At 71.6% G+C, this 26,619-nt stretch carries 24 protein-coding genes; 14 read left to right on the forward strand and 10 right to left on the reverse strand.

The features are described 5' to 3' along the window. Nucleotides 1–6 precede the first annotated feature (6 nt). The gene (locus ACRYCC_RS17500) at nucleotides 7–1,149 is read right to left on the reverse strand and encodes an MFS transporter (protein ID WP_433813306.1); all 1,143 of its coding nucleotides are present in this window, start codon (nucleotides 1,147–1,149) and stop codon (nucleotides 7–9) included. Between the two features lie 148 nt (nucleotides 1,150–1,297). Here ACRYCC_RS17500 and ACRYCC_RS17505 point away from each other — a divergent pair, with 148 nt between their 5' ends. Continuing rightward, the gene (locus ACRYCC_RS17505; protein ID WP_433813308.1) at nucleotides 1,298–2,761 is read left to right on the forward strand and encodes an amidase; all 1,464 of its coding nucleotides are present in this window, start codon (nucleotides 1,298–1,300) and stop codon (nucleotides 2,759–2,761) included. Between the two features lie 40 nt (nucleotides 2,762–2,801). Here the strand turns inward: ACRYCC_RS17505 and ACRYCC_RS17510 are convergent, their stop codons facing one another. Beyond that, complete coding sequence (locus tag ACRYCC_RS17510) at nucleotides 2,802–3,308, reverse strand: MarR family transcriptional regulator (RefSeq protein ID WP_433813310.1); 507 nt, start codon at nucleotides 3,306–3,308, stop codon at nucleotides 2,802–2,804. 230 nt (nucleotides 3,309–3,538) lie between these two features. Between ACRYCC_RS17510 and icmF the strand changes: the two genes are divergently transcribed. Then, nucleotides 3,539–6,733 carry a fused isobutyryl-CoA mutase/GTPase IcmF gene (gene icmF, locus ACRYCC_RS17515; protein ID WP_433813312.1) on the forward strand — a complete coding sequence of 1,065 codons (3,195 nt, stop codon included), beginning with the start codon at nucleotides 3,539–3,541 and terminating at the stop codon, nucleotides 6,731–6,733. Between the two features lie 33 nt (nucleotides 6,734–6,766). Next, complete coding sequence (locus ACRYCC_RS17520; RefSeq protein WP_433813314.1) at nucleotides 6,767–7,936, forward strand: acyl-CoA dehydrogenase; 1,170 nt, start codon at nucleotides 6,767–6,769, stop codon at nucleotides 7,934–7,936. A gap of 13 nt (nucleotides 7,937–7,949) precedes the next feature. Here the strand turns inward: ACRYCC_RS17520 and ACRYCC_RS17525 are convergent, their stop codons facing one another. Beyond that, complete coding sequence (locus ACRYCC_RS17525; RefSeq protein WP_433813316.1) at nucleotides 7,950–8,744, reverse strand: maleylpyruvate isomerase family mycothiol-dependent enzyme; 795 nt, start codon at nucleotides 8,742–8,744, stop codon at nucleotides 7,950–7,952. 51 nt (nucleotides 8,745–8,795) lie between these two features. Between ACRYCC_RS17525 and ACRYCC_RS17530 the strand changes: the two genes are divergently transcribed. Beyond that, complete coding sequence (locus ACRYCC_RS17530; protein WP_433813318.1) at nucleotides 8,796–9,566, forward strand: helical backbone metal receptor; 771 nt, start codon at nucleotides 8,796–8,798, stop codon at nucleotides 9,564–9,566. Nucleotides 9,567–9,616: 50 nt separating this feature from the next. Here the strand turns inward: ACRYCC_RS17530 and ACRYCC_RS17535 are convergent, their stop codons facing one another. The 3 genes from ACRYCC_RS17535 to ACRYCC_RS17545 form a co-directional block, all read right to left on the reverse strand. Continuing rightward, nucleotides 9,617–12,883 (reverse strand): LamG-like jellyroll fold domain-containing protein, encoded by a 3,267-nt coding sequence (locus ACRYCC_RS17535; RefSeq protein WP_433813320.1) that lies wholly within the window; start codon nucleotides 12,881–12,883, stop codon nucleotides 9,617–9,619. Nucleotides 12,884–13,021: 138 nt separating this feature from the next. After that, nucleotides 13,022–14,029: a tyrosine-type recombinase/integrase gene (locus tag ACRYCC_RS17540; protein ID WP_433813322.1), complete on the reverse strand. Its 1,008-nt coding sequence runs from the start codon at nucleotides 14,027–14,029 to the stop codon at nucleotides 13,022–13,024. 412 nt (nucleotides 14,030–14,441) lie between these two features. Next, entirely contained in the window at nucleotides 14,442–14,615 is a 174-nt protein-coding gene (locus tag ACRYCC_RS17545; RefSeq protein ID WP_433813324.1) for a hypothetical protein, read from the reverse strand. Nucleotides 14,616–14,761: 146 nt separating this feature from the next. On the opposite strand from ACRYCC_RS17545, the gene ACRYCC_RS17550 reads away from it, so the two are divergent. Beyond that, a complete protein-coding gene (locus tag ACRYCC_RS17550; protein ID WP_433813326.1) occupies nucleotides 14,762–15,157 on the forward strand; it encodes a VOC family protein in 396 nt (131 codons plus the stop codon). Here ACRYCC_RS17550 and ACRYCC_RS17555 read toward each other — a convergent pair. Continuing rightward, entirely contained in the window at nucleotides 15,130–15,726 is a 597-nt protein-coding gene (locus ACRYCC_RS17555) for a TetR/AcrR family transcriptional regulator (RefSeq protein ID WP_433813327.1), read from the reverse strand. The genes ACRYCC_RS17550 and ACRYCC_RS17555 overlap by 28 nt on opposite strands. Before the next feature lie 63 nt (nucleotides 15,727–15,789). On the opposite strand from ACRYCC_RS17555, the gene ACRYCC_RS17560 reads away from it, so the two are divergent. After that, entirely contained in the window at nucleotides 15,790–16,980 is a 1,191-nt protein-coding gene (locus ACRYCC_RS17560) for an FAD-dependent monooxygenase (protein WP_433813329.1), read from the forward strand. Nucleotides 16,981–17,221: 241 nt separating this feature from the next. On the opposite strand, the gene ACRYCC_RS17565 is transcribed toward ACRYCC_RS17560, so the two are convergent. Beyond that, on the reverse strand, nucleotides 17,222–18,298 hold the full coding sequence (locus tag ACRYCC_RS17565; protein ID WP_433813331.1) for an NAD(P)/FAD-dependent oxidoreductase: 1,077 nt from the start codon (nucleotides 18,296–18,298) through the stop codon (nucleotides 17,222–17,224). Between the two features lie 351 nt (nucleotides 18,299–18,649). On the opposite strand from ACRYCC_RS17565, the gene ACRYCC_RS17570 reads away from it, so the two are divergent. Both ACRYCC_RS17570 and ACRYCC_RS17575 read left to right on the forward strand, forming a co-directional pair. Next, nucleotides 18,650–18,982: a cupin domain-containing protein gene (locus tag ACRYCC_RS17570; protein ID WP_433813332.1), complete on the forward strand. Its 333-nt coding sequence runs from the start codon at nucleotides 18,650–18,652 to the stop codon at nucleotides 18,980–18,982. Nucleotides 18,983–19,073: 91 nt separating this feature from the next. Next, nucleotides 19,074–20,132, forward strand: coding sequence for a tyrosine-type recombinase/integrase (locus ACRYCC_RS17575; protein WP_433813334.1), 1,059 nt, complete (start codon nucleotides 19,074–19,076; stop codon nucleotides 20,130–20,132). Nucleotides 20,133–20,158: 26 nt separating this feature from the next. Here the strand turns inward: ACRYCC_RS17575 and ACRYCC_RS17580 are convergent, their stop codons facing one another. Beyond that, on the reverse strand, nucleotides 20,159–20,656 hold the full coding sequence (locus ACRYCC_RS17580; protein ID WP_433813336.1) for an FBP domain-containing protein: 498 nt from the start codon (nucleotides 20,654–20,656) through the stop codon (nucleotides 20,159–20,161). Between the two features lie 71 nt (nucleotides 20,657–20,727). Here ACRYCC_RS17580 and ACRYCC_RS17585 point away from each other — a divergent pair, with 71 nt between their 5' ends. From ACRYCC_RS17585 to ACRYCC_RS17605, 5 genes are all read left to right on the forward strand, one after another. Beyond that, nucleotides 20,728–21,351 carry a TetR/AcrR family transcriptional regulator gene (locus ACRYCC_RS17585; protein WP_433813338.1) on the forward strand — a complete coding sequence of 208 codons (624 nt, stop codon included), beginning with the start codon at nucleotides 20,728–20,730 and terminating at the stop codon, nucleotides 21,349–21,351. A gap of 175 nt (nucleotides 21,352–21,526) precedes the next feature. After that, nucleotides 21,527–22,210, forward strand: a complete 684-nt coding sequence (locus ACRYCC_RS17590) for a DedA family protein (RefSeq protein WP_433813340.1) — start codon at nucleotides 21,527–21,529, stop codon at nucleotides 22,208–22,210. 52 nt (nucleotides 22,211–22,262) lie between these two features. After that, nucleotides 22,263–22,673, forward strand: a complete 411-nt coding sequence (locus tag ACRYCC_RS17595; RefSeq protein WP_433813341.1) for a MerR family transcriptional regulator — start codon at nucleotides 22,263–22,265, stop codon at nucleotides 22,671–22,673. Nucleotides 22,674–22,714: 41 nt separating this feature from the next. Next, a complete protein-coding gene (locus tag ACRYCC_RS17600) occupies nucleotides 22,715–23,698 on the forward strand; it encodes an aldo/keto reductase (protein WP_433813343.1) in 984 nt (327 codons plus the stop codon). A 136-nt stretch (nucleotides 23,699–23,834) separates the two neighbouring features. Further along, nucleotides 23,835–25,004, forward strand: a complete 1,170-nt coding sequence (locus ACRYCC_RS17605) for a low temperature requirement protein A (protein WP_433813344.1) — start codon at nucleotides 23,835–23,837, stop codon at nucleotides 25,002–25,004. Between the two features lie 62 nt (nucleotides 25,005–25,066). Here the strand turns inward: ACRYCC_RS17605 and ACRYCC_RS17610 are convergent, their stop codons facing one another. Then, entirely contained in the window at nucleotides 25,067–25,471 is a 405-nt protein-coding gene (locus tag ACRYCC_RS17610; RefSeq protein ID WP_433813346.1) for a RidA family protein, read from the reverse strand. A 197-nt stretch (nucleotides 25,472–25,668) separates the two neighbouring features. Here ACRYCC_RS17610 and ACRYCC_RS17615 point away from each other — a divergent pair, with 197 nt between their 5' ends. After that, on the forward strand, nucleotides 25,669–26,601 hold the full coding sequence (locus ACRYCC_RS17615; protein WP_433813348.1) for a LysR family transcriptional regulator: 933 nt from the start codon (nucleotides 25,669–25,671) through the stop codon (nucleotides 26,599–26,601). The last annotated feature ends 18 nt before the right edge of the window (nucleotides 26,602–26,619 follow it).

Genomic DNA, 26,619 nt, shown 5'->3' on the forward strand with positions numbered 1-26,619 from the left:
CCGCGCTCAGCCGGTGGCCTCCGGCCGCCTCACCAGCGCGCCGGCGCCCAGCATCGTGGCGGCCGACAGCGCCGCGACCAGGGCGAACGACACCGACAGGCTGGTCGCGGCGGCGATGCCGCCGATCGCGCTCGGCGCGATGAACCCCGAGGTGTAACTGATCGTCGCCACACCGGCGACACCTTCGCTCGGGGTCGCGGCGGCGTTGCCCGCGGCGGCGAACACCAGCGGCACGACCACCGCCACGCCCAGGCCGATCAGCATGAACCCGGCGATCGCCGGCACGGGAGTGCGGGAGAGCACGACCAGGACCCCGCCGAGCGCGGCGAGCGCCCCGCTGATCCGCACGGTGAGCACGGCACCGAGCCGGCGCACCACCAGGTCGCCGCACAGCCGCCCGGCGGCCATGGTGAACGCGAACGCGGTGAAGCTGCCGGCCGCCACGCCCGGGGAGGCCCCGGTGATCTGCTTGAGGTAGACCGCGCACCAGTCCTGGGCCGCCGCCTCGCCGAACACCGCGCAGAAGCCGACCAGCCCGATGACGAGCACGCTCCTGGAGGGCAGGACGAACCGGGGCGGCGCGGGCTGTTCCTCGTCGGCGCGGGTGTCCAGCAGCCGGCGGCCGGTGACGACGCTGACCACGAGCAGCACCACCGCCATGGCCCCCAGGTGGATGCGGGCGTCGATGCGCGCCTGCGCGGCGAGCATCCCCACCGCGCCGCCCACCAGGCCTCCGACGCTCCACATGCCGTGCAGCCCCGACATGATCGAACGGCCGATCCGCTGCTCGACCACCACACCCTGGGCGTTCATCGCCACGTCGCCCATGCCGGCCACCGCCCCGTACACCAGCAGGGTCACCCACAGCACGGGCAGGTCGGGCGCGAGCGCCGGGAACGCCAGCATCACCGCCCACAGGCCCAGCAGCCACCGGGTCGCGGCCCGGCCGCCGAGCCGGTGGACGAGGCGCCCGGCCATCGGCATCGCCACGATCGAGCCGACCGCCGGCGCGAGCAGCGCCAGCCCGAGCTCGCCGGGGCCGGCGTGCAGATGCTCCTGGAGCCAGGGGATGCGGGTGGCGAAGCTGCCGGTGACCGCCCCGTGCACCGCGAACGCCGCGGCCACCGCGATCCGGCCACGTCTCACCACCTGCCGGTCCACCGGAACAAACTAACAGAAAACTTTATTTACTGTTTGCTGCCGGTCATGGGCTGAGCCCCGGCCCGGCGTGCGCCCGGCCTTGGCGGCTCTGGGGGGCTCCGGTGGCCGGTAAATACGGTGGTGCCCGGGCCGGGGCGTGCGCCAGGCTGGGCACCGCCACGAGCCGAGCAGCCGAGGAGCCGGACCACTGGAACCGCATGAGTACGCGAGCCTGGACGCGGTCGGCCTGAGCGCGCTGATCCGGGCCGGTGAGGTGAGCGCGGCCGAGGTCGAGGAGGTCGCCCGCCGCGCGCTCGCCCGTGCCCACGCCGACCTCAACGCGCTGACGATGCCGCCGTTCGAGGAGGCGCTCGACCATGATCCCGGCGGTCCGCTGGCCGGCGTACCGTTCGTGATCAAGGACAGTGGCCCGTTCGCGCGCGGTGTGCCGTTCGCGCTCGGCAGCCGCGCCCTCCGCGGTGCGGTCGCTATGGCCGACGCCGACCTCATGACCCGGTTCCGCGCCGCCGGCCTGGTCACGCTCGGCCAGAGCACCGCCCCGGAGCTGGGGCTGAGCTTCTCCACCGAGCCGGTCAGGTACGGTCCGACCCGCAACCCGTGGGCGCTGGACCGGGGCGTCGGCGGGTCGAGCGGCGGGTCGGCCGCGCTCGTCGCCGCCGGGGCGGTGCCGCTCGCGCACGGCAACGACGGGGCCGGTTCACTGCGCGTGCCGGCGTCCTGCTGCGGGGTCGTCGGCCTGAAGCCGAGCCGCGGCCGCACCCCCTGCGGGCCGATGGTCGGCGAGAGCGGGTTCGGGCACATCGCCGAGTTCGCCCTCACCCGCACCGTCCGCGACGCGGCGCACCTGCTGCAGGCCGTCACCGCCCCGGTGGCGGGTGAGAAGTACACCGCGCCGCCACCGGCCCGCCCCTACCCCGAGGAGCTGCGCGCCGATCCCGGCCGCCTGCGGATCGCGATCACCACCGCCGCCTGGTCGGGCACCCCGGTCGACGCGCAGGTCGCCGAGGTCACCGTCACCGCGGGCCGGGTGCTGGAGTGGATCGGGCACACCGTGACCGAGGCGAGCCCGCCCGTCGACGCCGACGCGGTCGTCGAGGCGTCGATGCTCGTGGTGACCGCGACCGGCGCCGCGCTGCTGCGGGCGCCCCGCCGGATCGACCGGTCGCTGCTCGAGGCCGTCTCCCGGCGGGTCCTGGCCGAGACCGAGGCGTGCACCGCGCTCGACGTCATGGCGGGGATCGACGCCCAGCACCGGGTGACCCGCCCCATCGGCCTGTTCTTCACCGGCCACGACCTGCTGGTGACGCCGACGCTCGGGCGGCTCCCGGCACCGCACGGCACCCTCGACTACGACGACCCCGAGCACACGCCGCGCTCCTGGCTGCGCCGCATGTTCGAGTACGGGCCGTTCACCGCGCCGTTCAACGTCTCCGGCAACCCGGCGATCAGCCTGCCGCTGGGGGAGAGCCGGCAGGGGCTGCCGATCGGGGTGCAGCTCATCGCCGCCCACGGCAGGGAGGACCTGCTGCTGCGGGTCGCGGCGCAGCTGGAGCAGGCGGTGCCGTGGAAGGACCGCCAGCCCTCGATCTTCACCGGCTGAGCCGAACCAGCCGTACCGGTCCCTCCGGCAGGGCCGGGTCCTACTCGGCGGCCACGTCGCCCATGGACACCCGGAGGGCGCGCAGCAGGACGGTGACCTCGGCGGCCTGGGCCCGGCCGAGATCGGGCAGCCCGAAGGCCGCCTGGTTGAGCGCCGTCGTCGCCTCCTCGGCGAGCGCCCGCCCCTCCGGGGTGATCTTGGCGAGGACGACGCGCCGGTCGTCGGTGGAGGGGTGGCGCTCGACGAGCCCGCGCTGCTGCAGCCTGCCGATCGCGTTGGTCACCGACGCGGGGTGCACCATGAGGCGCTCGCCCATCTTGCCCATGGGCAGCGCGCCGGCCCGGGAGAAGGCCAGCAGGCGCAGGGCCTCGTAGGAGGCGAAGGTCAGCCCGTACGGCTTGAGAGCGTCCTCGATCCGGCTGAGCAGCAGCTGCTGCACCCGCATCACCGACGTGACGGCCGCCATGTGGTCGGCGTGCTGCGGCCAGCGGGAGCTCCACTGGCGGTGCGCTTCGGCGATGGGATCGAAGGTCTCTGGACTGGGCACCGGCCCACCGTACGTGACCTGGGCCGGGGAGGCGATGCCGTCCGCGGGGACGCGCGGGGCCATGGCGGACCTCACCACCTCTCCGGGGGCCGGGGGCGGCCCGCCGCTCTTGACGGGTTCGACTACACTGATTACTTTAACTTCAAAATATTTAACGTCCAAGAGTGCTCGGGAGGATCCCTGTGACGCGCCCTGGCGATGACCGCCCACTCCACACCCCGGAGCATCCGGTGCGCTTCATCACGGCCTCGGCCCTGTTCGACGGCCACGACGCCGCGATCAACATCATGCGGCGGATCCTGCAGTCACAGGGCGCCGAAGTCGTCCACCTCGGCCACAACCGCTCGGTCAGCGAGGTCGTCGACGCCGTACTCGAGGAGGACGTCCAGGGCGTCGCCGTCAGCTCCTACCAGGGCGGCCACGTCGAGTACTTCGAATACCTGGCCGAACTGCTCAACGAAGCCGGCGCCGGCCACGTCAAGATCTACGGCGGCGGCGGCGGAGTCATCGTGCCCGAGGAGATCACCCGGCTCTCCAACGCCGGAGTGCGGATCTTCTCACCCGAGGACGGCCAGCGCCTCGGCCTCCCCGCCATGATCAACGAACTGGTGCGCGACTGCGACGTCGACCTGACCCGCCGGCCCGCACCGGTCGAGGCGGTGCTGGCGGGGGAGCGGCCCGCACTGGCCCGCACCATCACCTGCCTGCAGGCCGGCCGGCTCCCCGACCCCGACCGCCGCACCCTCGCCGCGGCCGCGTCCGCCCGCAACGTCCCCGTGCTGGGCATCACCGGCACCGGCGGCTCCGGCAAGTCCTCACTCACCGACGAACTCATCCGGCGCCTGCGCAACGACCAGCAGGACAAGCTCCGGGTCGCGGTCCTGGCGGTCGACCCCACCCGCCGCCGCGGCGGCGGCGCCCTCCTCGGCGACCGGATCCGCATGAACGCCCTCGACGGCGAGCACGTGTTCTTCCGGTCCCTGGCCACCCGCGGAGCCGGCCGCGAACTCCCCGACGGCATCGACACCGTCATCGAGGCGTGCAAGGCCGCCGGCTACGACCTGGTCATCCTCGAGACCCCCGGCATCGGGCAGGGCGACGCCGCCATCGTGCCCGTCGTCGACGTCTCGCTGTACGTCATGACACCCGAGTTCGGCGCCGCCTCCCAGCTCGAGAAGATCGACATGCTGGACTTCGCCGACGTCGTCGCGATCAACAAGTTCGAGCGGCGCGGCGCCGAGGACGCCATGCGCGACGTGGCACGGCAACTGGTCCGCAACCGGGAGGCGTTCGGCGCCAAGCCCGCCGACATGCCGGTCTTCGGCACCAGCGCCGCCACCTTCAACGACGACGGCGTCACCGCCCTCTACCAGCACCTGGCCGGGCTGCTCGCCGGGCACGGCCTGCCGCTGCAGCCCGGAGTCCTCCCGCCGGTCACCACCCGCGCCTCCACCGGCGCCGCGCACATCGTCCCGCCCTCCCGCGTCCGCTACCTCGCGGAGATCGCCGAGACGGTCCGCGGCTACCACGCCGAGACCGCCCGCCAGGTCGCCGCGGCGCAGCGCGCGCAACGGCTGGCCGCCGTCCGCGACGAACTCACCGGAGCACCCGCGGACGCCGTCACCGAACTGCTCGACCAGGCCCGCCACGACCTCACCCCCGACAGCACCGGCCTCCTCGACCGCTGGCCCGCCGTGGTGGAGGCCTACTCCGGCGACGAGCAGGTCGTACGGATCCGCGACAAGGAGCTCTACACCGCCCTCACCCGGGAATCACTGTCGGGCAGCACCATCCCGCGGGTGGCACTGCCGCGCTACACCGACCACGGCGAACTGCTGCGCTTCCTGCGCGAGGAGAACCTGCCCGGCCACTTCCCGTTCACCGCCGGCGTGTTCCCCTTCAAACGCGACGGCGAGGACCCCGCACGGATGTTCGCCGGCGAAGGCGACCCGTTCCGCACCAACCGCCGCTTCAAGCTGCTGTCGGCCGACAGCCCGGCGACCCGGCTCTCGACCGCGTTCGACTCCGTCACCCTCTACGGCCGCGACCCCGGCGAACGCCCCGACGTCTACGGCAAGGTCGGCACCTCCGGGGTGTCCATCGCGACCCTGGACGACATGAAGGCCCTCTACGACGGCTTCGACCTCAGCGACCCCGCCACGTCGGTGTCGATGACCATCAACGGACCGGCCCCCACGATCCTGGCGTTCTTCCTCAACACCGCCATCGACCAGGGCCTGGACGCCTTCCGCGCCGCCCACGGCCGCGAGCCGACCCCCGCCGAGGCCACCGAGGTACGGGCCCGGACCCTGGCCACCGTGCGCGGCACCGTACAGGCCGACATCCTCAAGGAGGACCAGGGCCAGAACACCTGCATCTTCTCCACCGAGTTCTCCCTGCGGATGATGGCCGACATCCAGGAATGGTTCATCGCCCAGCAGGTACGCAACTTCTACTCGGTGTCGATCTCCGGCTACCACATCGCCGAAGCCGGGGCCAACCCGATCAGCCAGCTCGCCTTCACCCTCGCCAACGGCTTCACCTACGTCGAGTCCTACCTCGCCCGCGGCATGAACATCGACGACTTCGCCCCCAACCTGTCGTTCTTCTTCTCCAACGGCATGGACCCCGAATACACCGTCCTGGGCCGCGTCGCCCGCCGCGTCTGGGCGGTCGCGATGCGGGACCGGTACGGAGCCAACGAGCGGTCACAGAAGCTCAAGTACCACGTCCAGACCTCCGGCCGGTCCCTGCACGCCCAGGAGATGGCCTTCAACGACATCCGCACCACCCTGCAGGCCCTCACCGCGATCTACGACAACTGCAACAGCCTGCACACCAACGCCTACGACGAGGCCGTCACCACCCCCAGCGAGGACTCCGTACGCCGCGCCCTGGCCATCCAGCTCATCATCAACCGCGAATGGGGACTGGCGATGAACGAGAACCCCCTCCAGGGCTCCTACATCGTCGACGAGCTCACCCGCCTGGTCGAAGAGGCGGTCCTGACCGAGTTCGACCGGATCAGCGAACGCGGCGGAGTGCTGGGCGCCATGGAGACCGGCTACCAGCGCGGCCGCATCCAGGACGAGTCCATGCTCTACGAGCACCGCAAGCACGACGGGACCCTGCCCCTCATCGGTGTCAACACCTTCCGCAACCCCCGCGCCGACGAGACCGCCCCGGCCACCGTGGAACTCGCCCGCGGCACCGAAGAGGAGAAACGCTCCCAGCTCCGCCGCGTCCGCGACTTCCAGGACCGCAACCGCGAATCCGCGCACACCGCCCTGGCCCGGCTCAAGGACACCGCGCGCACCGACGGCAACGTCTTCGCCGAGCTCATGGACGCCGCCCGGGTGTGCAGCCTCCAGCAGATCACCGAAGCGTTCTTCGAAGTCGGCGGCCAGTACCGCCGCAACGTCTGAACCGACGGCAACCCCGGAAAGGAAACCCCACCCGTGAGTGACGACTTCCCCGCGTACGCGCCCTCGGAGGAGCACGAACTGCTCCGCCGGACGGTCCGCGAGCTCGCCACCGCCACCATCGCCCCCCGCGCCGCGGAGGTCGACGAGACGGCCGAGTTCCCCCAGCACTCCCTGGACGCACTCGTGCAGAACGACCTGCACGCCGTCCACATCCCCGAGGCCTACGGGGGCGCGGGAGCAGACGCCCTCGCGACGGTGGTGGTGATCGAGGAGGTGGCGCGGGCGTGCGCGTCGTCGTCGTTGATCCCGGCGGTGAACAAGCTCGGTACGGTGCCGATTCTGTTGTCGGGGTCGGAGGAGCTGAAGAAGCGGTTCCTGGCGCCGGTGGCGCGGGGTGAGGCGATGTTCTCCTACGCCCTGTCGGAGCCGGAGGCGGGGTCGGACGCCGCCGCGATGAAGACCCGGGCGGTGCGCGACGGCGACGGCTGGGTGCTCAACGGCACCAAAGCGTGGATCACCAACGCCGGGGTGTCGGAGTTCTACACGGTGATGGCCGTCACCGACCCGGCCGCCGGCGCCCGGGGGATCTCGGCGTTCGTCGTGGAGAAGGACGACCCGGGGGTCTCGTTCGGGCCGAAGGAGCGCAAGCTGGGCATCAAGGGGTCCCCGACCCGCCAGGTGGTCCTGGAGAACGTGCGGGTCCCGGGGGATCGGCTGATCGGGGCGGAGGGCACGGGTTTCAAGACCGCGCTGGCGACCTTGGACCACACGCGGATCACGATCGCGGCGCAGGCGTTGGGCATCGCGCAGGGCGCTTTGGACTATGCGATCGGGTATGTGAGGGAGCGCCGTCAGTTCGGCCGGCCGGTGTCGGATTTTCAGGGCGTGCAGTTCATGGTCGCCGACATGGCGATGCGGTTGGAGGCGGCCCGCCAGCTCACCTATCACGCGGCGGTGAAGTCGGAGCGGGCGATGCTGGGGGAGAAGGTTCCCGACCTGACGTTCGTGTCGTCGGCGTGCAAGTGCCTGGCCTCGGATGTGGCGATGGACGTCACGACGGACGCGGTGCAGTTGCTGGGTGGTTACGGCTATACGCGTGATTTCCCGGTGGAGCGGATGATGCGGGACGCCAAGATCACCCAGATCTACGAGGGCACCAACCAGATCCAGCGCGTCGTCATGGCCCGCCAGCTCCTCAAATAACGCACGGTCCCGCTCACACCGGCGGGACGAGGACGAAGTAGCGATCGGACACACCCTCGCCGCCCCGCACCTCCAGCCCGTCCGCCGGGATCCGCCGCCACAGGAACAGCATCAGGTCCGAGGCCGTACCCGCCAGCTCGGCCTCACACGGCAGGTCGCCGTCGGTGAGCAGGACCTGGTCACCGTCGAAATGCACCGTCCAACTGCCGGAACCGTCGGTCTGCCGGAACCGGAACCGCTCACCCGCCCCCGGCGGTGCCTGCCTCCAGGCGCGCCGCGCCGGAGCCATGACCTCGAAGGTCTGGCCGACGGCGTCCGCCGCGAGTTCCGCCTCCACCGGCTGCGGCTCCCCGACCGCGCTCTCGGCGTCCCAGCGGTGCACGGCCGCCTCGATCGTCTGCATCCGCAGCCAGAACCCGGCGGTCTGCTCTCGTGACCAGGTCCACACCCGCTCGCCCGGGTCACCGCCGCGGAACTGCGCCTCCAGGGCGGACGCCCCCTCGGCGAACCAGTCGATCATGCCGGGGGGCATCGGCCCACGGTTGGGGGCCTGCTCCGGCACGGGCCAGCCCGCACGGTCCGCGGGCAGGTCCAGGACGGTGAGATCGGCAGGGTCCGGCGGCTTCAAGAGCCGGTCCCGGAGCACAGGGGTGAGATACCTGTGCACCCCGCCCAGGTGCAGCACCAGATCCGACACCGACCAGCCGGGGCAGGACGGCACCAGGGCCGTCGTGCCCGCGCCGGCCGCCTGACGGGCGGCGGCCAGGAAACCCTGGATCTCACGGTGGAAATGGGGGAGGTAGTCCATGCTCCGACTCTGCCACGGCTCGACCCGGCGTTCGTTGTCTACGGTGGTCCCATGACGGTTCCGCACGACGACACCGGAGCGCCGGTCCCCCTCCCGGAGCGGGTGCGCCGGATCGTCTCGCTGGTCCCCTCACTGACCGAGACCGTCGCGATGACCGCACCCGGGCTGCTCGTCGGGGCGACCGACTGGTGCAGCCACCCGGCAGGGCTCGACGTCACCCGGGTCCGCGGCACCAAGAACCCCGACCTGGACCGCATCCGGGCACTGCGCCCCGACGTCGTCCTCGCCAACATCGAAGAGAACAGGACCCCCGACCTCGACCAACTCCGGGCCGACGGGATCGCGGTCTGGCTGACGGTGATCCGCACCGTGGACGAGGCACTGCTGTCCCTGCGCCGCATGCTCACCGACGCCTGCCACGTGCCCGCCCCCGGCTGGCTCGACGACGCCGAACGAGCCTGGGCCCGCCCCGCACCCGCCCGCCGCCGCACCGCGGCCATCCCGATCTGGCGGCGGCCCTGGATGGTCGTCGGCCGCGACACCTTCACCGGCGACGTCCTGGCCAGGCTCGGCGTGGACAACGTCTTCGCCGGCCACCCCGAGCGCTACCCCAAAATGCCCCTCGACCAGATCCGCGCCGCCCGCCCCGACCTGGTCGTCCTGCCCGACGAGCCGTACCGCTTCACCGCCGACGACGGACCCGAGAGCTTCCCCGGCATCGGCACCGCCCTGGTCAGCGGCCGCCACCTGACCTGGTACGGGCCCTCACTGGTCGACGCACCCCGGGAGCTGTACCCCCTGCTGCACAGCCCGGGCCACTAACGACCGGCGACGACCCGCCACCACCCTCCTGCACGCTCCCCGCGCCGGCCCTAGGGGTTCGTCCTGACCGCCGTGAAGTCGTCCAGCGTCAGGGTGACGGGAGCGTTGGTGGCACTACCGGACAGATACGTGCGCACTCCCACACTCCCCGCCACCTGCAGCCCGGCGGTGGAATCGGTGCCCGTGACCTGCCACGACGCAGGCTCGGCCGTCCCGTCCGCCCACACCTTGGCCTGCAACGCCGTGGGGGAGGCGCCCACGACCTGCACCCGCATCCGCAGCACCGTCCCCGCCGCATAGGTCAGCCCCGACACCGTCTGCTCCGCGCCGATCGCCGTCTCGGCGTTGGCCGCGTCGGTCCGGCTCACCTGCAGGGAGACCACCCCGGACGGACGCAACCGGATCCGGGCCCGGTACTCACCCGCACCAGCGACCCTGCGGCCCGCCAGCCAGAAGTACACCCCGTTACCGGTACCGACCTTGTCACTGGCGACCGTGGCGGCCACATCGGCGTCCGTGGTGGAGACCCCGTTGAGATACGCGCCGGGCCCCGCACTCACCGTCGGCAACGCAATCGTGGCGGCACCCCCGCCGACCGACAGATTGGCCGCCGTCCCGGTGGTCGTCCACGCCCCGCCGGTGTCGGCCGTCCCGAACCCACCGCTCACCGTACGCGTGAACGTGTCACCGGCCAGCGCCGGCGACGGCGGAGCCGACGGCGACACCGTGTGCGTCACCTCGTCGGTGGCCCCATCGTTGTCGGTGACCGTCAACGTCACCGCACGGTCGCCCGCCGCCGCATAGGTGTGCGACACGTTCACCCCGGAGCCGGTCGAGCCGTCCCCGAAGTCCCACGCGTAACTGCTCACCGAACCGTCCCCGTCCGCGGAACCGGAGGCGTCGAACGTGCACTCCAGCAGCGTGCACGACGACGCGAACGCCGCCGACGGCGGCTGGTTCGGCGTCACCGTGCCCACGCCCACCCCATGGTGCTCGGCGACCTGGGCCGCCGTCAGCGCCGCCGGGTAGACGGCGACCTCGTCGATCGCCCCGCTCAGGTCGTTGCTCGACGGCTGCGACGGCCAGCCGTTCAGGTTGTCCCCGCCGACCCGCCAGTAACCCGAGTACCCCTGCGCGGACGTGGTGCCCGCGTCCCCGCCGATCAGGGCCCCGTCCACGTACAGCTTCATGCCCGCCGCCGCATCGAGGGTCCCGACGACATGGTGCCACTGACCGTCGTTGAACCCGGTGCCGCTCTGCAGGGTACGGACACCCCCCGGGTAGACCCCGAACACCACCCGCCCGTCATTGGTCAGGTACAGATGACGGTCGTAGTTCGAACTCCCGCCCGTCGTCTGGTTCCCATACCCGACGATCTTGCCGCCGGAGGTGCTGCTGGTCTTCACCCACGCCTCGACACTGAAACCGCCCGGCGTCGGCGCCGCCTTGCTCGCCGCCGTCCCGCTGTCGGTCCCGTCGAACACCGACGCCGTGTCGGAGTCACCGTCGAGCGCACCCGCGGCGCCGCGGCTCACCCCCGGCCCGGTCGTCAGGTCGTTGAACCCCGCGTGGTCGTAGGCGGTCGTGCCGCTCGCCTCACCGAGACGCCACAGGTCGGAGGCGCCATCGGCGACGACCGCGCTCTCGTACCCGCTCGCCGTCCCGCTCCCGGCCGTCACCGGAGCGGAGGTGGCACTGGTGACGGAGTTGCCGGCCGGGTCGCTCACCCGCACCCGGTAGGTGTGCGAGGAACCCGGCGCCAGCCCGGCATCGAAGAAACCGATGGACGGCAGGTTCCAGAACGTGGAGTCCGCGGTCGTGGTGTACACCGGGGCGGACCCCCCATCGCGCAGCACCTCGTACGTCAGCTTGACGTTGTCATGGTCCCAGGTCGTCTGCCACGCCACCCGGACCTTGCCGCCGCCCACCGCGGTCGCCGCCGGAGCCGACACCCCGGACGAGACCGGGCCGATCTTCTTCGGCGCCAGCGCCTTCACCGCGAAACGGGTCAGACCCTGCTGAGCCTTGCCCTCCACCTGGGGGAACTCACCACCCAGCGCGACGTAGTCGGCGGTGCCGACCACCGACCACGCGGCCTGGTACTGCCCGGTGTAGGAACCGGAGGCCAGCGTCGGGAACCAGTGCAGCAGACTCGGGACGGGCTGGTGGGAGATCGTGCTGTTGGAGCCCGGGGGAGTCTGGTCGACGCCGGTGGGATAGGTCGTCTCCGCCAGCGCCCGATGCCACACACCGCCGACGTCCGGGAACGCGCCCAGCGACGTGCAGTCGTGCGCGTGCGAGACGCTGTAGAGCACCTGACCGACCGGCGCGACGCTGTAGGTCGCGCCGTAACAGTTGTCCAGCCAGATCAGATCCCCGGTGTCGACGTTGGCCGCCCACCTGCCGTCGAACCAGTGCCCGCCCTCACCGTCCTCCGAGGCGTACAAGGTCGTGCCCGCCACCTGGAAATCGGTGGGGTAGGAGTAACTCGAGCCGATCCGCGCCGGCACCGGCGTGCTGTTCCACGTCACCGACACACCGGTCGAGGCGTTCACCGCCCCCACCCCGACATGCGCGGCACCGTTGAGCATCTGGAACCGGCCGCCGATGACGACCCGCGTCCCGTCCGGTGACAACGCCATCGCGAACACCTCGTCGTCGTCGGCGGTAGGCCGCCACGTCGAGATGTTCGCCCCGGTGGCGGCCGTCACCGCGGCCAGCCGGGTCCGCGCCGACCCGCCGACGTTGAAGAAGTTGCCGCCGAAGTACACCGTCGAGTTGGTCGCCGCGATCGCCCGCACCCGGGCCGACACCGACGGCGCGAAACCCGTGACCAGCGCACCCGTCGCGGTGTCGAACGCCGCCAGATGGTTGCGCGCCACCCCGTCGACGGTCGTGAAGTCACCGCCCACGTACACCCGCGAACCGTCCGGCGAGGCCACCACCCGCAGGCCCTGCGCATTGAGCGAATGGCTGAACGAGGTGATCAGGTTCCCCGTGGTGATGTCATAGGCCAGGAGGTTGCCGCGGTTCACCTCCTGCGGGCTGCCCGTGCTCGTGCCGGGCGGGCGCGCCTTGGTGAAACTGCCGGTGGCGTACACCGTGTTGCCCACCACCACCTGGCTCCACACCACCCCGTTGACCTGCCAGGTCGGCAACGGATCCACGCTCACCGTCGGCGGCGTCCCCGCCGGCGGATCGGTGTCCGCCCGCGCCACCCCGCCAGGGACACCGGGCACCACCACCGTGGCCGCGGCCACCAACGACATCGTCACGATCAAACGGCCGAAACGGCCACCCCGTGCGAAAACTGTCACCAACCCTGTCCTTCTGTCGGCCCCCGCCTGGTCAGTTGATCGGACTATGTCACAAAACGACAGAAAAAAGCCGCGGGACACTCGGGTCGGCCGCGCTCCTGCGCAGCTCACCCGACATGGCGCCCGGGCGGCCGCCCGTCAGGCGCCGTCCGGGGGGAGGAGCCGATCGAGCACCCCGTAGGCCGGATTGCCCTGCACCGCGTGCCGGACCTCCCGGGCACTCGCCTCGACATAGTTCTGGCCCGTCACGATCGAGGCGTGACCGAGCAGCACCATCAGCGCATGCGCCGACGCACCGCCCTCCGCCGTCCGCGTCGCGAACTCATGCCGCAGCGCGTGCAGCAACGTGCCCTTCTGCACGCGGTCGTGAATCCCGGCGTGCCGGTAGCACTGTTTCACCAGATACTGCAGGCCACCCCGCTGCAGCGGCTCTCCCCGGTTGTCGACCAGCAGCGCCGCATCGCGGGGGAGCGACCTCAGCTCGAAACGCCGCATCCGGCTCAGCAGATACTCCTCGATCAGCCGCTCGATCGGCTCCTCGATCGGCAACGAGCGCGTCTTACCGCCCTTGCCGGTCACCTGGATGCGCCGCTGACCGGGGGAGCCGCCGATGGAACCGAGCGTCACACCGAGCAGCTCCGCCGTACGCATCCCCGTGACCAGGGGAAGGGCCAGCGCCAGCAGGTCACGTTCGATCCACGGATCCCGGGCCTTGCGCGCACCCGCCGCGATCCGCTCCAGCAGCGTCTGCGCCGTCGACCCGTCGCCCAGGAACGGCTTCGGCCGCTTTGACGGCTGCTTCGGGCGGGGGACCGCCGGCATCGGATTGCCCTCCAGTGCCCCCTCGGCCACACAGAACGTCAGGAACTGGTTCCACGCGCTCCACGCCCGCAGAATGCTGGCCGCCGCCCGCTCATCGGAGAAGTCCGCGAAACAGGCGCGCAGCAGCCGGCCGTTCACCGCGCGTACGGGCAACGCGCCGACCTGCGTGCCCGACCGGTCCGCCAGCATCTCAGCGATAATGCGCAGATCGCTGCGGTAAGCACTGATCGTGTGCTTCGACGGCTTCGCCGGCTTGCGAGAGATGATGAACTCGTCGATGGCCTCCAGCAGCCGCCACTCCGCCGCCGGCGTCTCATCCGTCACGACCGGCCCCCGGCGAACCCGGACAAAGACCTCTCCAGCATGTCATGCATAAGTGCGATTATGCATGAAACGGGGGGTTGAGCGGGGCGACACGCCGGTGTCCGCTCGCATTGACTCGAGCCCGGCCTCACGCCACCGGACCGGGTCGGCGTCGGAACATCACCAGGCTCGAAGGCGATCGATCGTGATGACCGGTCCGCCTGGCGTTCAAGATCGTTTCTGATCGTCTCGAGCCCTGGAAGCAGCGCTCGCAATAACCGCCCGGATAGGCGGCTCGGACAAGTATCGGAGGCCTTCCAGGCGACCGGCAATGCCCGCCGGGCCGCCCGCCGCCGTTCGGCCGCGTTAAGGTCCCGAATAGGACATTAACTGCCAAACCATACAGAAACGTCATTCTGTATGGTTTCGTCTCTCAGGGAATCTCTGTCACCTGACGCTTCACCGGCTCGCCACTCGTCTCGAACGGCATACCGCCCGGTCCCCTCATCACCATGGTTTGTTCAAGATCGCTGGCGGGTGCCTTGACAGCCTTCCGGTGCGCGGCCTGTACTGAGAACACCGCCGCCGCACGCGAGTTCTTCCTCATCCGACGAGCAGGCCGGCTGCCGACGGCTCGTCGCGCGCGTGCCCGCCGAGGTCGCATGCCCGGCGTGCGATGGCCTCGCGTCGGCCGCACCGCGGTCATCCACCTCGCCGCGCACCCGCGGATGACATATCTGGAGGCGTTCCACAATGTCGGTCGAGTTGAACCACACCATCGTCCTCGCCCGGGACAAGCAGGCCTCCGCCGAGTTCCTGGCCACCCTCCTGGGCCTGAAGGTCGGTGCGCAATGGGGGCCGTTCCTGCCCATCAACACCAGCAACAGCGTCACCCTGGACTACGCCGACAGCGACCAGGACACGATCGCTCCCCAGCACTACGCCTTCCTGGTGTCCGAGCCGGAATTCGACGCCATCTTCGAGCGGATCCAGCAGGCCGGCATCACCTACTACGCCGATCCGGCCTGCCAGAGGGCGGGGCAGATCAACCACAACGACGGCGGGCGCGGCCTGTACTTCCTGGATCCGGTCGGCCACAGCATGGAGATCCTCACCCGCCCCTACGGCAGCGGGGACCCTGCACCGTAACCGGGTGATCGCGGGCGTAGGCCGTCCATGAGCACCGTGACGTAGCTGCCGGGCAGTTCTGGTGAGGTGGCGCGTGCCCTGGCGATCGCGTAGGTGCACTCGCCGATCAGTGTCATGGTGACGGCCGGGTCGAGGTCGGTACGGATCGCACCGCTCGCGCGGGCCTGGACGACCATGTCGAGGACGACCTCGTTCAGCTTGGCCCGTTCGGCCTCGGTGGCGGGCAGGTTCAGCGTGTCGAGCTGGGCGTTCATGGCGTGATGGGCCGCTTGGAACGCGATCAGTTCGATGAGGAAGGTGCGTAGCGTCTCTTCGGGGGCCGTGCTGGACAGCAGGTCCCGCGCACGCTGGACGAGGGGCGCGAGCAGACCGGACACGGCGGCGTCGATGAGCGCCTCCTTGTTGCCGAAGGCGCGGACCACGGTCGCCGGGCTCACCCCCGCCGTTGCGGCGATGGCCTCGACGGTGATGGCGGCGTCCGGGTCGGCCAGCAGGGCCTTGGCCGCGTCCAGCGTGCGCTCCCGGTTACGGGCGGCGTCCGCTCGGAGTCGCGGATTGGGTGTTGACATCTGAAACGGCCCTTCCATATCGTCTAAATGAAACAAGCATTTCACTTAAGTGTAGGAGAGAGCATGCGGACGAACAACCGGATCCTGATCTCTGGGGCGAGCATCGCCGGGCTGACCCTGGCGTACTGGCTGGCCCGGCACGGCTTCCAGCCCACCGTCATCGAGCGCGCACCCGCGCTGCGCGCCGGCGGCAACGGAGTCGACCTACGGGACCAGGCGATCGAGGTGGCCGAGCGGATGGGCATCATGGAGCAGGTCCACGCCGCCGCGACCGACGTCATGGGGATGAAGTTCGTCAACGCCGCGGACCGCGCCATGGCGCGCATCGACACCCAGGGCGATGGCGGGGTGGAGATCATGCGCGGCGACCTGGTGGCGTTCCTCCACCGGGCGGCCGGAGACGACGTCGAGTACATCTTCAGAGACTCCATCGCGACGCTGGAGCAGGATGGCGACGGCGTCGAGGTCACCTTCGAGCACGGCCCCGCCCGCCGGTTCGACCTGGTCATCGGCGCAGACGGTCTGCATTCCCACGTCCGCCGCCTCGCCTTCGGACAGGAATCGCAGTTCCTGCGGCACAAGGACCACTACTTCGCCTTCGCCGGCACCGACGCGGCACTGGGCGAAGACCGCTGGGTGACGATGTACAACCTGCCCGGCAAGATGGCCGGGATCTACCGCTCGGGCAACCACGCCGAGGCCAAGGCGTACTTCATCTTCCGCAGCAAGGAGCAGATCACCTACGACCACCACGACGTCGAGCAGCAAAAACGCCTGATCAGCGACGCCTTCGCCGCCGAGCCGTCGTGGCGGATCAGCGAGCTGCTGGACACGGCGCTCGCCGACCCCGACTTCTACTTCGACGCGCTCAGCCAGGTCCAGATGGAGTCCTGGTCGTCGGGCCGGGTGGCCCTCGTGGGAGACGCGGCCTACTGCGCCTCACCGGCGTCGGGCGCCGGCGCGGAACTCGCCCTGATCGGCGCCTATCGACTGGCCGGCGAACTCGCGGCCGCCGATGGCGACCACGAACTCGCCTTCCGCCGATACCAGCAGCGCCACCGCGAACTGGTGAAGCAGAGGCAGCAGATCGGCCCCAACATCCGCCTCATGGTGCCCAGGACCCGTACCGGCCGCATCATGCGCGACACCCTGGTCCGACTACCGCTGATGCGGGTCATGGCGGCAGCAGAGCGCCTCACCAGCTCCAGAACCCCCCAACCCCTGACCGGCTACCCCGCCACCGCGACCAGTTGACCTCGACGAGACGCTCCCCCAGCGCCCGCCGGCCGCCCCGTGGCGGTGCGGCGGCCGAGATGGAGGTCGCCCGCCGGGCACAGCGGCAACGGAAGCGGGTGGCTGGGCGGGCGCGGCTCCCCCACCGCACCGCTCCCCCACCACCCACCCGTACGGCCGCCGGCGGCGCGGACCGGGCTGCACTTTCCACTGCCCGTCCGGGGGTCGAGGGAGCCGAGGACCTCTTCCGGCGTCGGGAGGCTCACGCTCGGATCGTGGTCGTGTTCCCACGCGGGATGCCCGGCGTGTCCGACATGGCGTTGACATCAGGGGTCATCGCCGTCTCCTCGCGGCGGGCGGTGACGGCGCGCTCGGTGTCCGCGGCGATCAGGTCGGCATTGATCGCCGCGGCGGCGCGCACGCCCGCGGCGGCGGCCGCGATGACCTGGTCGGTCAGGCCGGTAACATTGCCGGCCACCCACACCCCGGGGACGTCGGTCGCGCCGGACGGATCGGCGGCCACGTTGCTGCCGAACACGTGACCGCCCATCTCCTGCTCGGTCGTCTTGAGGCCCAGGCCGGCGAGGACGTCGGCGCGGGCGGTCAGTCCCGGCTGGACCGCCAGGGCCTGGCAGGCGATCACCCGGCCGCCGGCCAGGGTCACGCCGGTGAGCCGGTCCCCCGTCACCTCCAGGTTCGTCACCTCCCCGTCCACCACGGCGATGTCGCGGGCGGCCAGTCGCTCGTACTCGTCGTCCCCGGGCTCAGGGGCGGTGTGCAGGAACAGGGTCACGTTGCGGCTCCACTGCCGCCACAGCAGGGCCTGGTGCACCGCCAGCGACCCGGTGGCCAGGACGCCGATCGCCTGGTCGCGTACCTCCCAGCCGTGGCAGTACGGGCAGTGCAGCACGTCGCGTCCCCAACGCTGCGCGATGCCGGGCACCGGGGGCAGCTCGTCGGCCAGGCCGGTGGTCACCAGCAACCGGGCCGCCACGACGGCGGACCCGTCTTGCAGTACGACGCGGAAACCCCCGGCGTCCAGCCGCTCGACCGCGACGACCTCGCCTTCCACGATCTCGCCGCCATAGCCGGTCACCTCTTCGCGGCCGGTGGCCAGTAGCCGCGCGGGCGTCACCCCTTCGCGTCCCAGGTAGCCGTGGACGTGGGCGGCCGGGGCATTGCGCGGCCTGCCCGCATCGATCACCAATACCGACCGGCGTGCCCGGGCCAGAGTCAGGGCCCCGCTCAGTCCGGCGGCGCCGCCACCGACGACCACGACGTCATGGCTCCGCTCCCCCGCCGGTGTGGCGGTCATGGTCTGTTCTCTTCGTTCGTCCATGCGAAGTCGCACCTCCATCTGGGGAAGATCGTGCGCCCGCCCCGCTACGGCTGACAAACCTTGTTGCCGGACCGGCAAGCGCGAGAGGGGCCGGGGCGTGACGGCACCGGCGGGACTCGGTGAGTGCTCCCCCAGATGCTTTGTTTTTGGTTTTCAGGTGCTGGTGGTTTCGCTCTCAGCCCCGTACCTTTACATTGTAGATCAATAAGGCTACGGAGACGTGATCTCTGGGACTCGGAGACTGGCGGGACGGGTAGGACGCACAGTGCGGGGCCTGGCTGAGCTGACGGGACGGTGTCCCCTCTCTCCCCTGCCCCGGCGGTTTCACGTTCCCGAGGAAGGACCGGTGACATGCAGAAACTCTCCCTCGAGGCGCTGAGCCGCCGGCTGCTCGAGCAGGCCGCCACCGCCGACGGCAGCCGCAGCTCCGACACCGTCTACGGCGGGCACGAACACGTGCTGCGGCAGACGGTCATCGCCTTGATCGAGGGCGCCGTGCTGGGCGAGCACGGCAATCCGGGTGAGGCGACTGTGCAGGTGCTGCGCGGGCGGGTGCGGTTGTCGGCCGGACAGGAGTCCTGGGACGGCCGGACCGGGGATCTGCTCATCGTGCCCGACTCCCGTCACAGCCTCGAGGCGCTGGAGGACTCCACGGTTCTGCTGACCGTGGCCAAGCCGCGCTGACCGGCGAGGCTCGACCACGGGCCGTACCGCGAACCTGCCCCGGCCGCCTGGAGCGCTGGTTATGTCGTGGCCCGGCGCTAGGGTCCGGCTCATGCGCCCCGCGGACCTTCAGCACGTCACCGTTCAAGAGGCGGTCGACGCCTACGCCGAGATGGTGCGGGCCAAGGCCGTGATGGGGCAGTTCTCCCCCGGCACCGCGGAGGTCTACACCCGGGATGTGGCCACGTTCGCGGAGCTCGCGGGCGCGGACCGGGTGCTCGACGACCTGGCCGGTGACGACATCGACGCGATCCTGCTCGGTTTCGCCCGGCGGCCCGACGGGCGCAGGCGGCCGGACGGCCAGGGCAGGGCGGCCGGGCGCACGGGTGAGGCGGGGGCGTCGCAGAGCGCGGCGTCGCAGGCGAGGTTCCGCAGGTCGGTGTCGGCCTTCTTCCGGCACGCCACGGTCGCCGGGTGGGTGCAGCTCAATCCGATGCGGGCCGCGACGGTGTCCGCGCGTGAGCGCGGCGGCCTGCGGGCCGAGCGCCGGGCCCTCACCCTGGAACAGGCCGAGGGCCTGGTGGGGGCGGCGGGGCGGGCGGCCGCCGCCGCGGACGAGGCCGGCGGGCGCCGCGATCAGCGCACGGAGCTGCGGGACGCCCTCATCGTGCTGCTGCTGACCGCGGTGGGCCCGCGGGTGTCCGAGCTGACCCGGGCCAACATCGAGGACTTCTTCGTCAACGGCGGCGTGCGTTACTGGCGGATCTTCGGCAAGGGAGGACGCACCCGGGATGTCCCGCTCCCCCAGGCGGTCACCCAGATGCTGGACGCCTATCTGGCCGAGGGACGGCCCCGCCTCGATCGGGGAGCCGAGCCCAAGGCGTTGTTGTTGTCGTGGCGGGGGAAGCGCCTGGTCCGCGGTGACCTGCAGGGCGTGATCGACCGCGTTCTGGCCCGGGTGGAGCCGGAGCGCCGTCGCGGTGTCACGCCGCACGGTCTGCGGCACACCACGGCCACGCATCTGCTGGCGGCGGCCACCGACATGGACGCCGTGCGGCGGGTGCTGGGCCATGCGGACCTGTCGACGCTCGGGCGCTACCGCGACGACCTTCCCGGCGAGCTGGAGGCGGCGATGCGCGTTCATCCGCTGTTGCGCGGCCCCGGCTCCTGAGCCCGGCTCCGGCCGGCTTCAGGAGGTCACTTGATCACCTTGTCGAGGAAGGCGGTCAGGTTGCGCTGAGTGCGGGCGATGCGCTGGTCGACGGAGAGGGTCTCGTCGAGGTCTCCCCCGGTCGACGTCTGCTTCTTGCCCCGGATGAGGAGTGAGCAGGCCAGGTCGGCGCAGAGGTAGTGCCCGACCGTGTTGCCCTGGCGTCCGGCCGCACCGGTGCGGCGCGCGCTCATCAGCGCCACACCACCGCTGGTTCGCGTGGTCAGGCACAGCGAGCACATGCCGCGCGAGGTGAAGCCGCGGGTGGTCGCGGTCACCGCCCGCAGTGCGAGGCCGAGGAGGCGGCCGTCGTGCTCGGCGACCAGGTAGGCGCGTTCGGGGGCGCCGGGATCTCGCCAGCCGAGGAAGTCGAGGTCGTCCCAGGGACGCTCCTGGAGGTCTGTGGGGACGCCCAGGCGCTTGGCCTCTCCCTTGGAGCAGTTGACGAACGAGCTGCGGATGTCACTCTCAGTGATCGGTCTCATGTTCGGCGAGGCTAGCTCAACTAATACAATTAGGCAAACAACTTATTTGTCTAGGTTAATCGGGAGGTCCCATGGCTCGCGCGGGCATCACCGCCGAACGCCTCACCCGGACGGCGGCGGAGCTGGCCGACGAGATCGGCTTCGACAAGGTGACGGTCTCGGCGGTCGCGCGCAGGCTCGGGGTCAGGGACCCGAGCCTGTACGCGTACATCGAGAACGCGCGGGAGCTGAAGGTGCGGGTGGCGCTGCTGGCCCTGGAGGAGCTGGCCGACCAGGTCGCCGTCGCGCTGGCCGGACGCGCGGGCAAGGACGCGCTGGTGGCGTTCGCCGACGCCTACCGCGCCTACGCCGCGAGACATCCCGGTCGGTACGCCGCGGCGCGGTTCGAGCTCGATCCGGAGACCGCGGCCGCCAGCGCCGGGCCCCGGCACGCGGAGATGACGCGGGCGATCCTGCGCGGCTACGACCTTCCCGAGCCCGACCAGACCGACGCGGTGCGCTTCCTGGGCAGCATGTTCCACGGGTACGTGAGCCTGGAGATGGCGGGCGCCTTCCGCCACACTCCGCGCGCAGCCGACGCCTCCTGGTCCTGGGCGCTGGAGACCATCGACTTCGCCCTCAGAAACCGCCCGGCTCACGAGGTGACCGCGGAAGGGCCGCTCTCACCGGGTGCCCGGCCCGCTCCGGGCGGTTGAGTAGCGGTCACCTGTTCCGCGGACCTGCGGCGCGTGCGCGGGGGCCTCATCCGTGTGGCCTAGGGCGGCCGGAGGAGCCGGTGCAGGAGGTCAGAGGTGGTGTCCTCCTCAGAGAGGACCGTGGGTCCTCCCCCCGCAGGAAGTACTTACACCCCCGAAGCGCGACAATTCAGGGGTGATTGACGCCGTCCTCGACCTGCTCAGTGGAGCGGTCACCTCTCCCTGGGTCTATCCGCTGTTGTTCGCGATCGCCCTGCTCGACGGTGTCCTGCCCGTTCTGCCCGCGGAAAGCCTGCTCATCACGGCCGGCATGTACGCGGCGGGCGGGCAGCCGAATATCTTCCTGGTCGTCCTGCTGGGGGCCGCGGGGGCGGCCGCCGGTGACCACGTCGCGTACCTGATCGGCCGGTTCTCGGGCGGGCGGCTGGGCCGGTGGATGCCCGCGGGCACCAGGCGCGGCAACCTGCTGGAGTGGGCGGGCCGGACGCTGGCCGCCCGCGGCGGCCTGATCCTGGTGGTCGCCCGTTACATCGCCGGTGGCCGGAACGCGGCCACGCTGACGATGGGCGCGGTCGGCTACCCGATGCGCTCGTTCTCCTTCTTCGACGGCATCGGCACGCTGAGCTGGGCTTTGGCCTCGTCACTGATCGGATATCTGGGCGGGGTGGCGTTCCAGGGGCATCCGGTCAGGGGGGTGCTGTTCGGCATCGGGCTCGCGCTGGCCGTCACCGCGCTGGTCGAGGGCGTACGGCATCTGCGCCGGCTGCACACCCCCGTCGTCGAGGACTCGGGCGGCCGGCTCGGCGGCGAGGCGGCCGGCGCGGTGACGGACTCGCAGGGATCTGCCACCCGGTCGTGAATCCCGCCCGCGGATTTGACTTAGAGCGCGCTCTAAGAGGGAAGCTGTGGGCATGGACGAGGGCTTGACCATCGCTGAGGTCGCGGCGACCACCGGGCTGACCGCCCACACCCTGCGCTACTACGAGCGGGCGGGCCTGCTGGTGCCGCCGCAGCGCGGCGGCAACGGCCACCGCCGGTACACCGCGGGGGACATGGAACGGATCCGGTTGCTGACCCGGCTGCGGGAGACCGGCATGTCGATCGCGGACGTGCGCCGCTACTTCGAACTCGTCCGGGCGGGTGAGGGCACCGCCGCCGAGCGCAGGCGGCTGCTGGCCGAGCACCGCGCCGGGCTGGTGGCGCGCATCGCGCGGCTCCAGGAGGATCTCGCCCTCATCGACTACAAGATCGAGTCGTACGGGGAGCTCGAGAAGCGCCATGCCGTGGTGGCCGGGCCGCCGGTGGTCTGCTCCCCCGCCTGATCGTCACTGGAAACACCTGATCCGCAGAAGGGACGTGCGGCATGCGACAGCGTGCACTCGGCCAGGGCCTGACCACTTCGGAGCTCGGCCTGGGCTGTATGGGAATGAGCGAGTTCTACGGTCCCGGCGACGACGCCGAGTCGGTGGCGACGATTCACCGGGCCCTCGATCTGGGGGTGACGTTCCTGGACACCTCTGACATGTACGGGCCGTTCACCAACGAGCGGCTGGTCGGCAGGGCGATCGCCGGGCGCCGTGACGAGGTGGTGCTGGCCACCAAGTTCGGGATCGAGCGGCTGCCCGACGGCACCCGGGTGGGGGTCAACGGCCGGCCCGAGTACGTACGGTCGGCCTGCGACGCGTCGCTGCTGCGGCTGGGCGTCGACCACATCGATCTGTACTACCAGCACCGGATCGACCCGTCGGTGCCGATCGAGGACACCTGGGGGGCGCTGGCGGAGCTGGTGCGGGCGGGGAAGGTCCGGCATCTGGGGCTGTCGGAGGCCGCGCCGTCGACCGTGCGCCGGGCGCACGCGGTGCACCCGGTCACCGCCGGGCAGTACGAGTACTCCCTGTTCAGCCGGGACCCCGAGGACGAGCTGCTCGGCACGTTCCGGGAGCTGGGCATCGGCCTGGTCGCCTACAGCCCGCTGGGCCGCGGTTTCCTGACCGGGGCGATCACCGAGGTCGACGCGCTGGCCGACGACGACTTCCGGCGCGCCAACCCGCGTTTCCAGGGCGAGAACTTCGATCGCAACCTGGCCCTGGCCGAGGCCGTCCGTGAGCTGGCCGCGGCCAGGCAGGTCACCCCCGCCCAGCTCGCGCTGGCGTGGGTGCTCGCCCAGGGCGACGACATCGTGCCGATCCCCGGCACCAAGCGCCGCGCCTACCTGGAGCAGAACGTGGCCGCGGTGGACCTGCGGCTGACCGAGGAGGACCTGGCGGCGCTGGAGAAGGCCGCGCCGCGGGACGCGGTCGCCGGTGAGCGGTACGCGGCCGACGGCATGCGGGGGCTCAACCGCTGACCGCGGCGGGCTCCCGGGTCCCGGCCGCCGCCCGGGGTGACGGGCGGCGGCCGGGACGCGTTACGGTGCGGTGGCGTGACGATGCGAGCCGCCCCCCGTACGCGGGTGTGCGCCGACCGGAGAGGTGCGTGAGCGTGTGACCGACCCGCAGGCGACCGCGGAACGGCTGCCCCCCAAACGGGTCACCTGGGCCGAGCTGTTCTTCGACCTGGTGTTCGTGTTCGCCGTCACCGAGGTCTCCGCGCTGCTGCACCACGACCACTCGTGGGCGGGCACCGGCCGGGCGCTGGTCATCTTCGTGCCGATCTACTGGGCGTGGGTCGGCACGTCCGTGCTGGCCGACACCCGTGACGTCGACGATGCCGTGGACCGGCTGGGTATCTTCTCCATCGGGTTGTGCAGCCTGTTCATGGCGCTGGCGGCACCCGGGGTGTACGAGTCGCGGGGGGTGCTGTTCGGTGCCTCCTACTTCGCCGCCCGGATACTGCTGGCGGTGCTGGTGTTCCGCGATCGCCGCCTGGTGCTCAGCCCGGTCAGCATCGCGCTGTTCGTCAGTGGCCCGCTGCTGCTCCTGGGGGGTTTCCTGCACGGCCCGGCGCGGGTGACGGTCTGGGCGATCGCCGCGTTGTCGGATCTGGCCACCCCGGCGCTGACCCGGCGGTGGCTGCTGCGGGTGCGGTTCCATCCGGAGCACCTGCCGGAGCGCTTCGGACTGCTTTTGATCATCGCGCTGGGTGAGTCGATCGTCGCGATCGGCGGCCCTGCGGCGGCCGGCCACGACCTGGCCGCGGCGGTGGTGGTCGCCGTCGCCGCGGCGTTCGTGCTGGCCTGCGCGCTGTGGTGGGTGTACTTCGCGTTCGCCGCCGATGCCGTACGGCACGCGCTGGAGACCTCGCGGGTACGGGCGGACGTCGTACGGCGGGTCCTGTCGTACGGGCATCTGTCCTTCATCGCCGCGATCATCGCGGTGGCGGTCGGCATGGCCGAGGCGGTGGCGCATCCGGGTGAGCGGCTGCACGGCGGGGTGGCGGGACTGCTGTTCGGCGGCTGTGCGCTGTACTTCGCGACGTTCGGGTACACCCGCTGGCAGATGTTCGGCAAGTGGTCGACGACCCGGCTGTCCGCGGCCGGGGTCGTCCTGGCGTTGCTGCCGTTCGCCCACCTGGCCACGGCGCTGGGCGGGCTGTGCGCGCTGGCGGTGGTCGCGGTGGGCCTCAACGTGGTGGAGCACTTCGTGGTCCGCCGCGCGGCCCGGTCACAGGGCGATCAGGCGCCGGCGGCCTCGGCGCGGGCCGCGGAGGCCTGACCGGCCGCGGGTGCGGTGCCGGTCGGCCCGCCGTCCCGGACGCCGTGAGCGCGGCACTTGTCTCAGGGCCGCAGGGCCGCCATCACCTCGACCTCCAGCAGCGCCCCCGGGCGGAAGAGCCCGGACACCTCGACGGTCGTGCTGGCCGGCGGGGGCCCGGTCAGGTACGTCGCGCGCACCTGGCCGTAGGCGCGGAGCAGGCCGAGGTCGGTGAGGAAGGTCCGGATGTGGACGACGTCGCCGAAGGCCGCGCCGTGCGCCGCCAGCAGCGCCCCGATGGTGGCGAAGATGCGGTGGCTCTGCGCGGCGACGTCGCCCTCGCCGACCAGCGTGCCGTGCTCGTCGAGGGCGATCTGGCCGGCCAGGACGAGCAGTGTCGCGCCGCCGAGGTCGACGCGGGCGACGTTGGAGTACGGGCCGGCCGGAGCGGGCGCGGTGCCGGGGTTGTCGAAGGTCAGGATGGTCATGCGGGGTTCTCCGGAGCTGATCGGTGTGCGGGTGCGGCCGGGCGGAACGCGTCGTCCGGCGCCGGTCGGAGCGCGTCCGGCCAGGCCTGGGACGGGCCGCGGTGCCTCGTCGAGGCTAGGATCCCGGGAGACATGCGACAAGCGACGCTTCGGCACTGACTCCATGCGGGATGCGCATGACGGCTGAAGGGGGGCGGATGGACCTCAGGTGGCTGCGGGTCTTCCAGGAGGTCGCCCGGACCGGATCGTTCACCGCGGCGGCCGAGCGGCTCGGCTTCACCCAGTCTGCGATCTCCCGGCAGATCTCCGCGCTGGAGCACGAGGTCGGCGCCACGCTGTTCGACCGGCTGCCCCGCGGTGTGCGCCCGACCGCGCAGGGCCGGTCGCTGCTCGCGCACGCCGACGCGGTGCTGGACCGGCTGGACCTGGCCCGCCGGGACCTGAAGGCGCTCGACGCGCTGACCGCGGGGCGGCTCACCGTCGGGGCCTTCCCGACCGCGGAGGTCACGCTCGTGCCCCGGGCGCTGGCCGCCTTCACCGCGGCCCACCCCCGGGTGGCCGTGGAGCTGGTCGAGGGCACCAGCCGCGGCCAGCTGGAGCGCGTACGCGAGGGAGAGACCGATGTGGCGGTCGTCAGCTCCACGGCCGGGCCCGCCCTGGACGACGGCCAGGTCGACCTGCGTCCCCTGCTGGACGAGCCGATCCTGCTCGCCCTGCACCCCGCCCATCCGCTGGCGGGGCGCCGCCGGCTCCGGCTGGCCGAGCTCGCCGGCGAGCACTGGATCGCCGGGAGCACCAGCCCCGAGGAGACACTGATCGCCACCGGCCTGCACACCGGTTTCCGCCCGCACATCCGCTACGTGGCCCAGGAGTGGACCGCCAAGCTCGGCCTGGTCGCCGCCGGGCTCGGCGTCACCCTGGTGCCCGCCCTCGCGGCCGGCGGAGTGCGCGGCGACGTGGTCCTGGCCGGGCTGTACGACGACGAGCTGCCGCTGCGGGCCGTCTACGCGGCGACCGCCCGCGGCCGTGCCCCCGCCCGCCCGGCGGGTGTCTTCCTCGGCCTGCTGACCCGGTGCGCCGCGCAGCTGGTCGCCGAGCTGGAGGACGCCGTCGCCCGCGGGCCGCGCTGACCGGCCCGTGCCCGCCGG

This window comes from Actinomadura scrupuli (genome assembly GCF_050971785.1).
Classification (GTDB): Bacteria; Actinomycetota; Actinomycetes; order Streptosporangiales; family Streptosporangiaceae; genus Actinomadura_E; species Actinomadura_E scrupuli.

Coding starts and splice junctions, on each gene's coding strand:
- ACRYCC_RS17565 (WP_433813331.1), bottom strand. CDS start 18,298: ATGGACGAACGAAGAGAACAGACCATGACCGCCACACCGGCGGGGGAG.
- ACRYCC_RS17595 (WP_433813341.1), top strand. CDS start 22,263: ATGGACGAGGGCTTGACCATCGCTGAGGTCGCGGCGACCACCGGGCTG.
- ACRYCC_RS17575 (WP_433813334.1), top strand. CDS start 19,074: ATGCGCCCCGCGGACCTTCAGCACGTCACCGTTCAAGAGGCGGTCGAC.
- ACRYCC_RS17570 (WP_433813332.1), top strand. CDS start 18,650: ATGCAGAAACTCTCCCTCGAGGCGCTGAGCCGCCGGCTGCTCGAGCAG.
- ACRYCC_RS17530 (WP_433813318.1), top strand. CDS start 8,796: ATGACGGTTCCGCACGACGACACCGGAGCGCCGGTCCCCCTCCCGGAG.
- ACRYCC_RS17560 (WP_433813329.1), top strand. CDS start 15,790: ATGCGGACGAACAACCGGATCCTGATCTCTGGGGCGAGCATCGCCGGG.
- ACRYCC_RS17550 (WP_433813326.1), top strand. CDS start 14,762: ATGTCGGTCGAGTTGAACCACACCATCGTCCTCGCCCGGGACAAGCAG.
- ACRYCC_RS17525 (WP_433813316.1), bottom strand. CDS start 8,744: ATGGACTACCTCCCCCATTTCCACCGTGAGATCCAGGGTTTCCTGGCC.
- ACRYCC_RS17580 (WP_433813336.1), bottom strand. CDS start 20,656: ATGAGACCGATCACTGAGAGTGACATCCGCAGCTCGTTCGTCAACTGC.
- ACRYCC_RS17585 (WP_433813338.1), top strand. CDS start 20,728: ATGGCTCGCGCGGGCATCACCGCCGAACGCCTCACCCGGACGGCGGCG.
- ACRYCC_RS17545 (WP_433813324.1), bottom strand. CDS start 14,615: ATGAGGAAGAACTCGCGTGCGGCGGCGGTGTTCTCAGTACAGGCCGCG.
- ACRYCC_RS17610 (WP_433813346.1), bottom strand. CDS start 25,471: ATGACCATCCTGACCTTCGACAACCCCGGCACCGCGCCCGCTCCGGCC.
- ACRYCC_RS17600 (WP_433813343.1), top strand. CDS start 22,715: ATGCGACAGCGTGCACTCGGCCAGGGCCTGACCACTTCGGAGCTCGGC.
- ACRYCC_RS17555 (WP_433813327.1), bottom strand. CDS start 15,726: ATGTCAACACCCAATCCGCGACTCCGAGCGGACGCCGCCCGTAACCGG.
- ACRYCC_RS17615 (WP_433813348.1), top strand. CDS start 25,669: ATGGACCTCAGGTGGCTGCGGGTCTTCCAGGAGGTCGCCCGGACCGGA.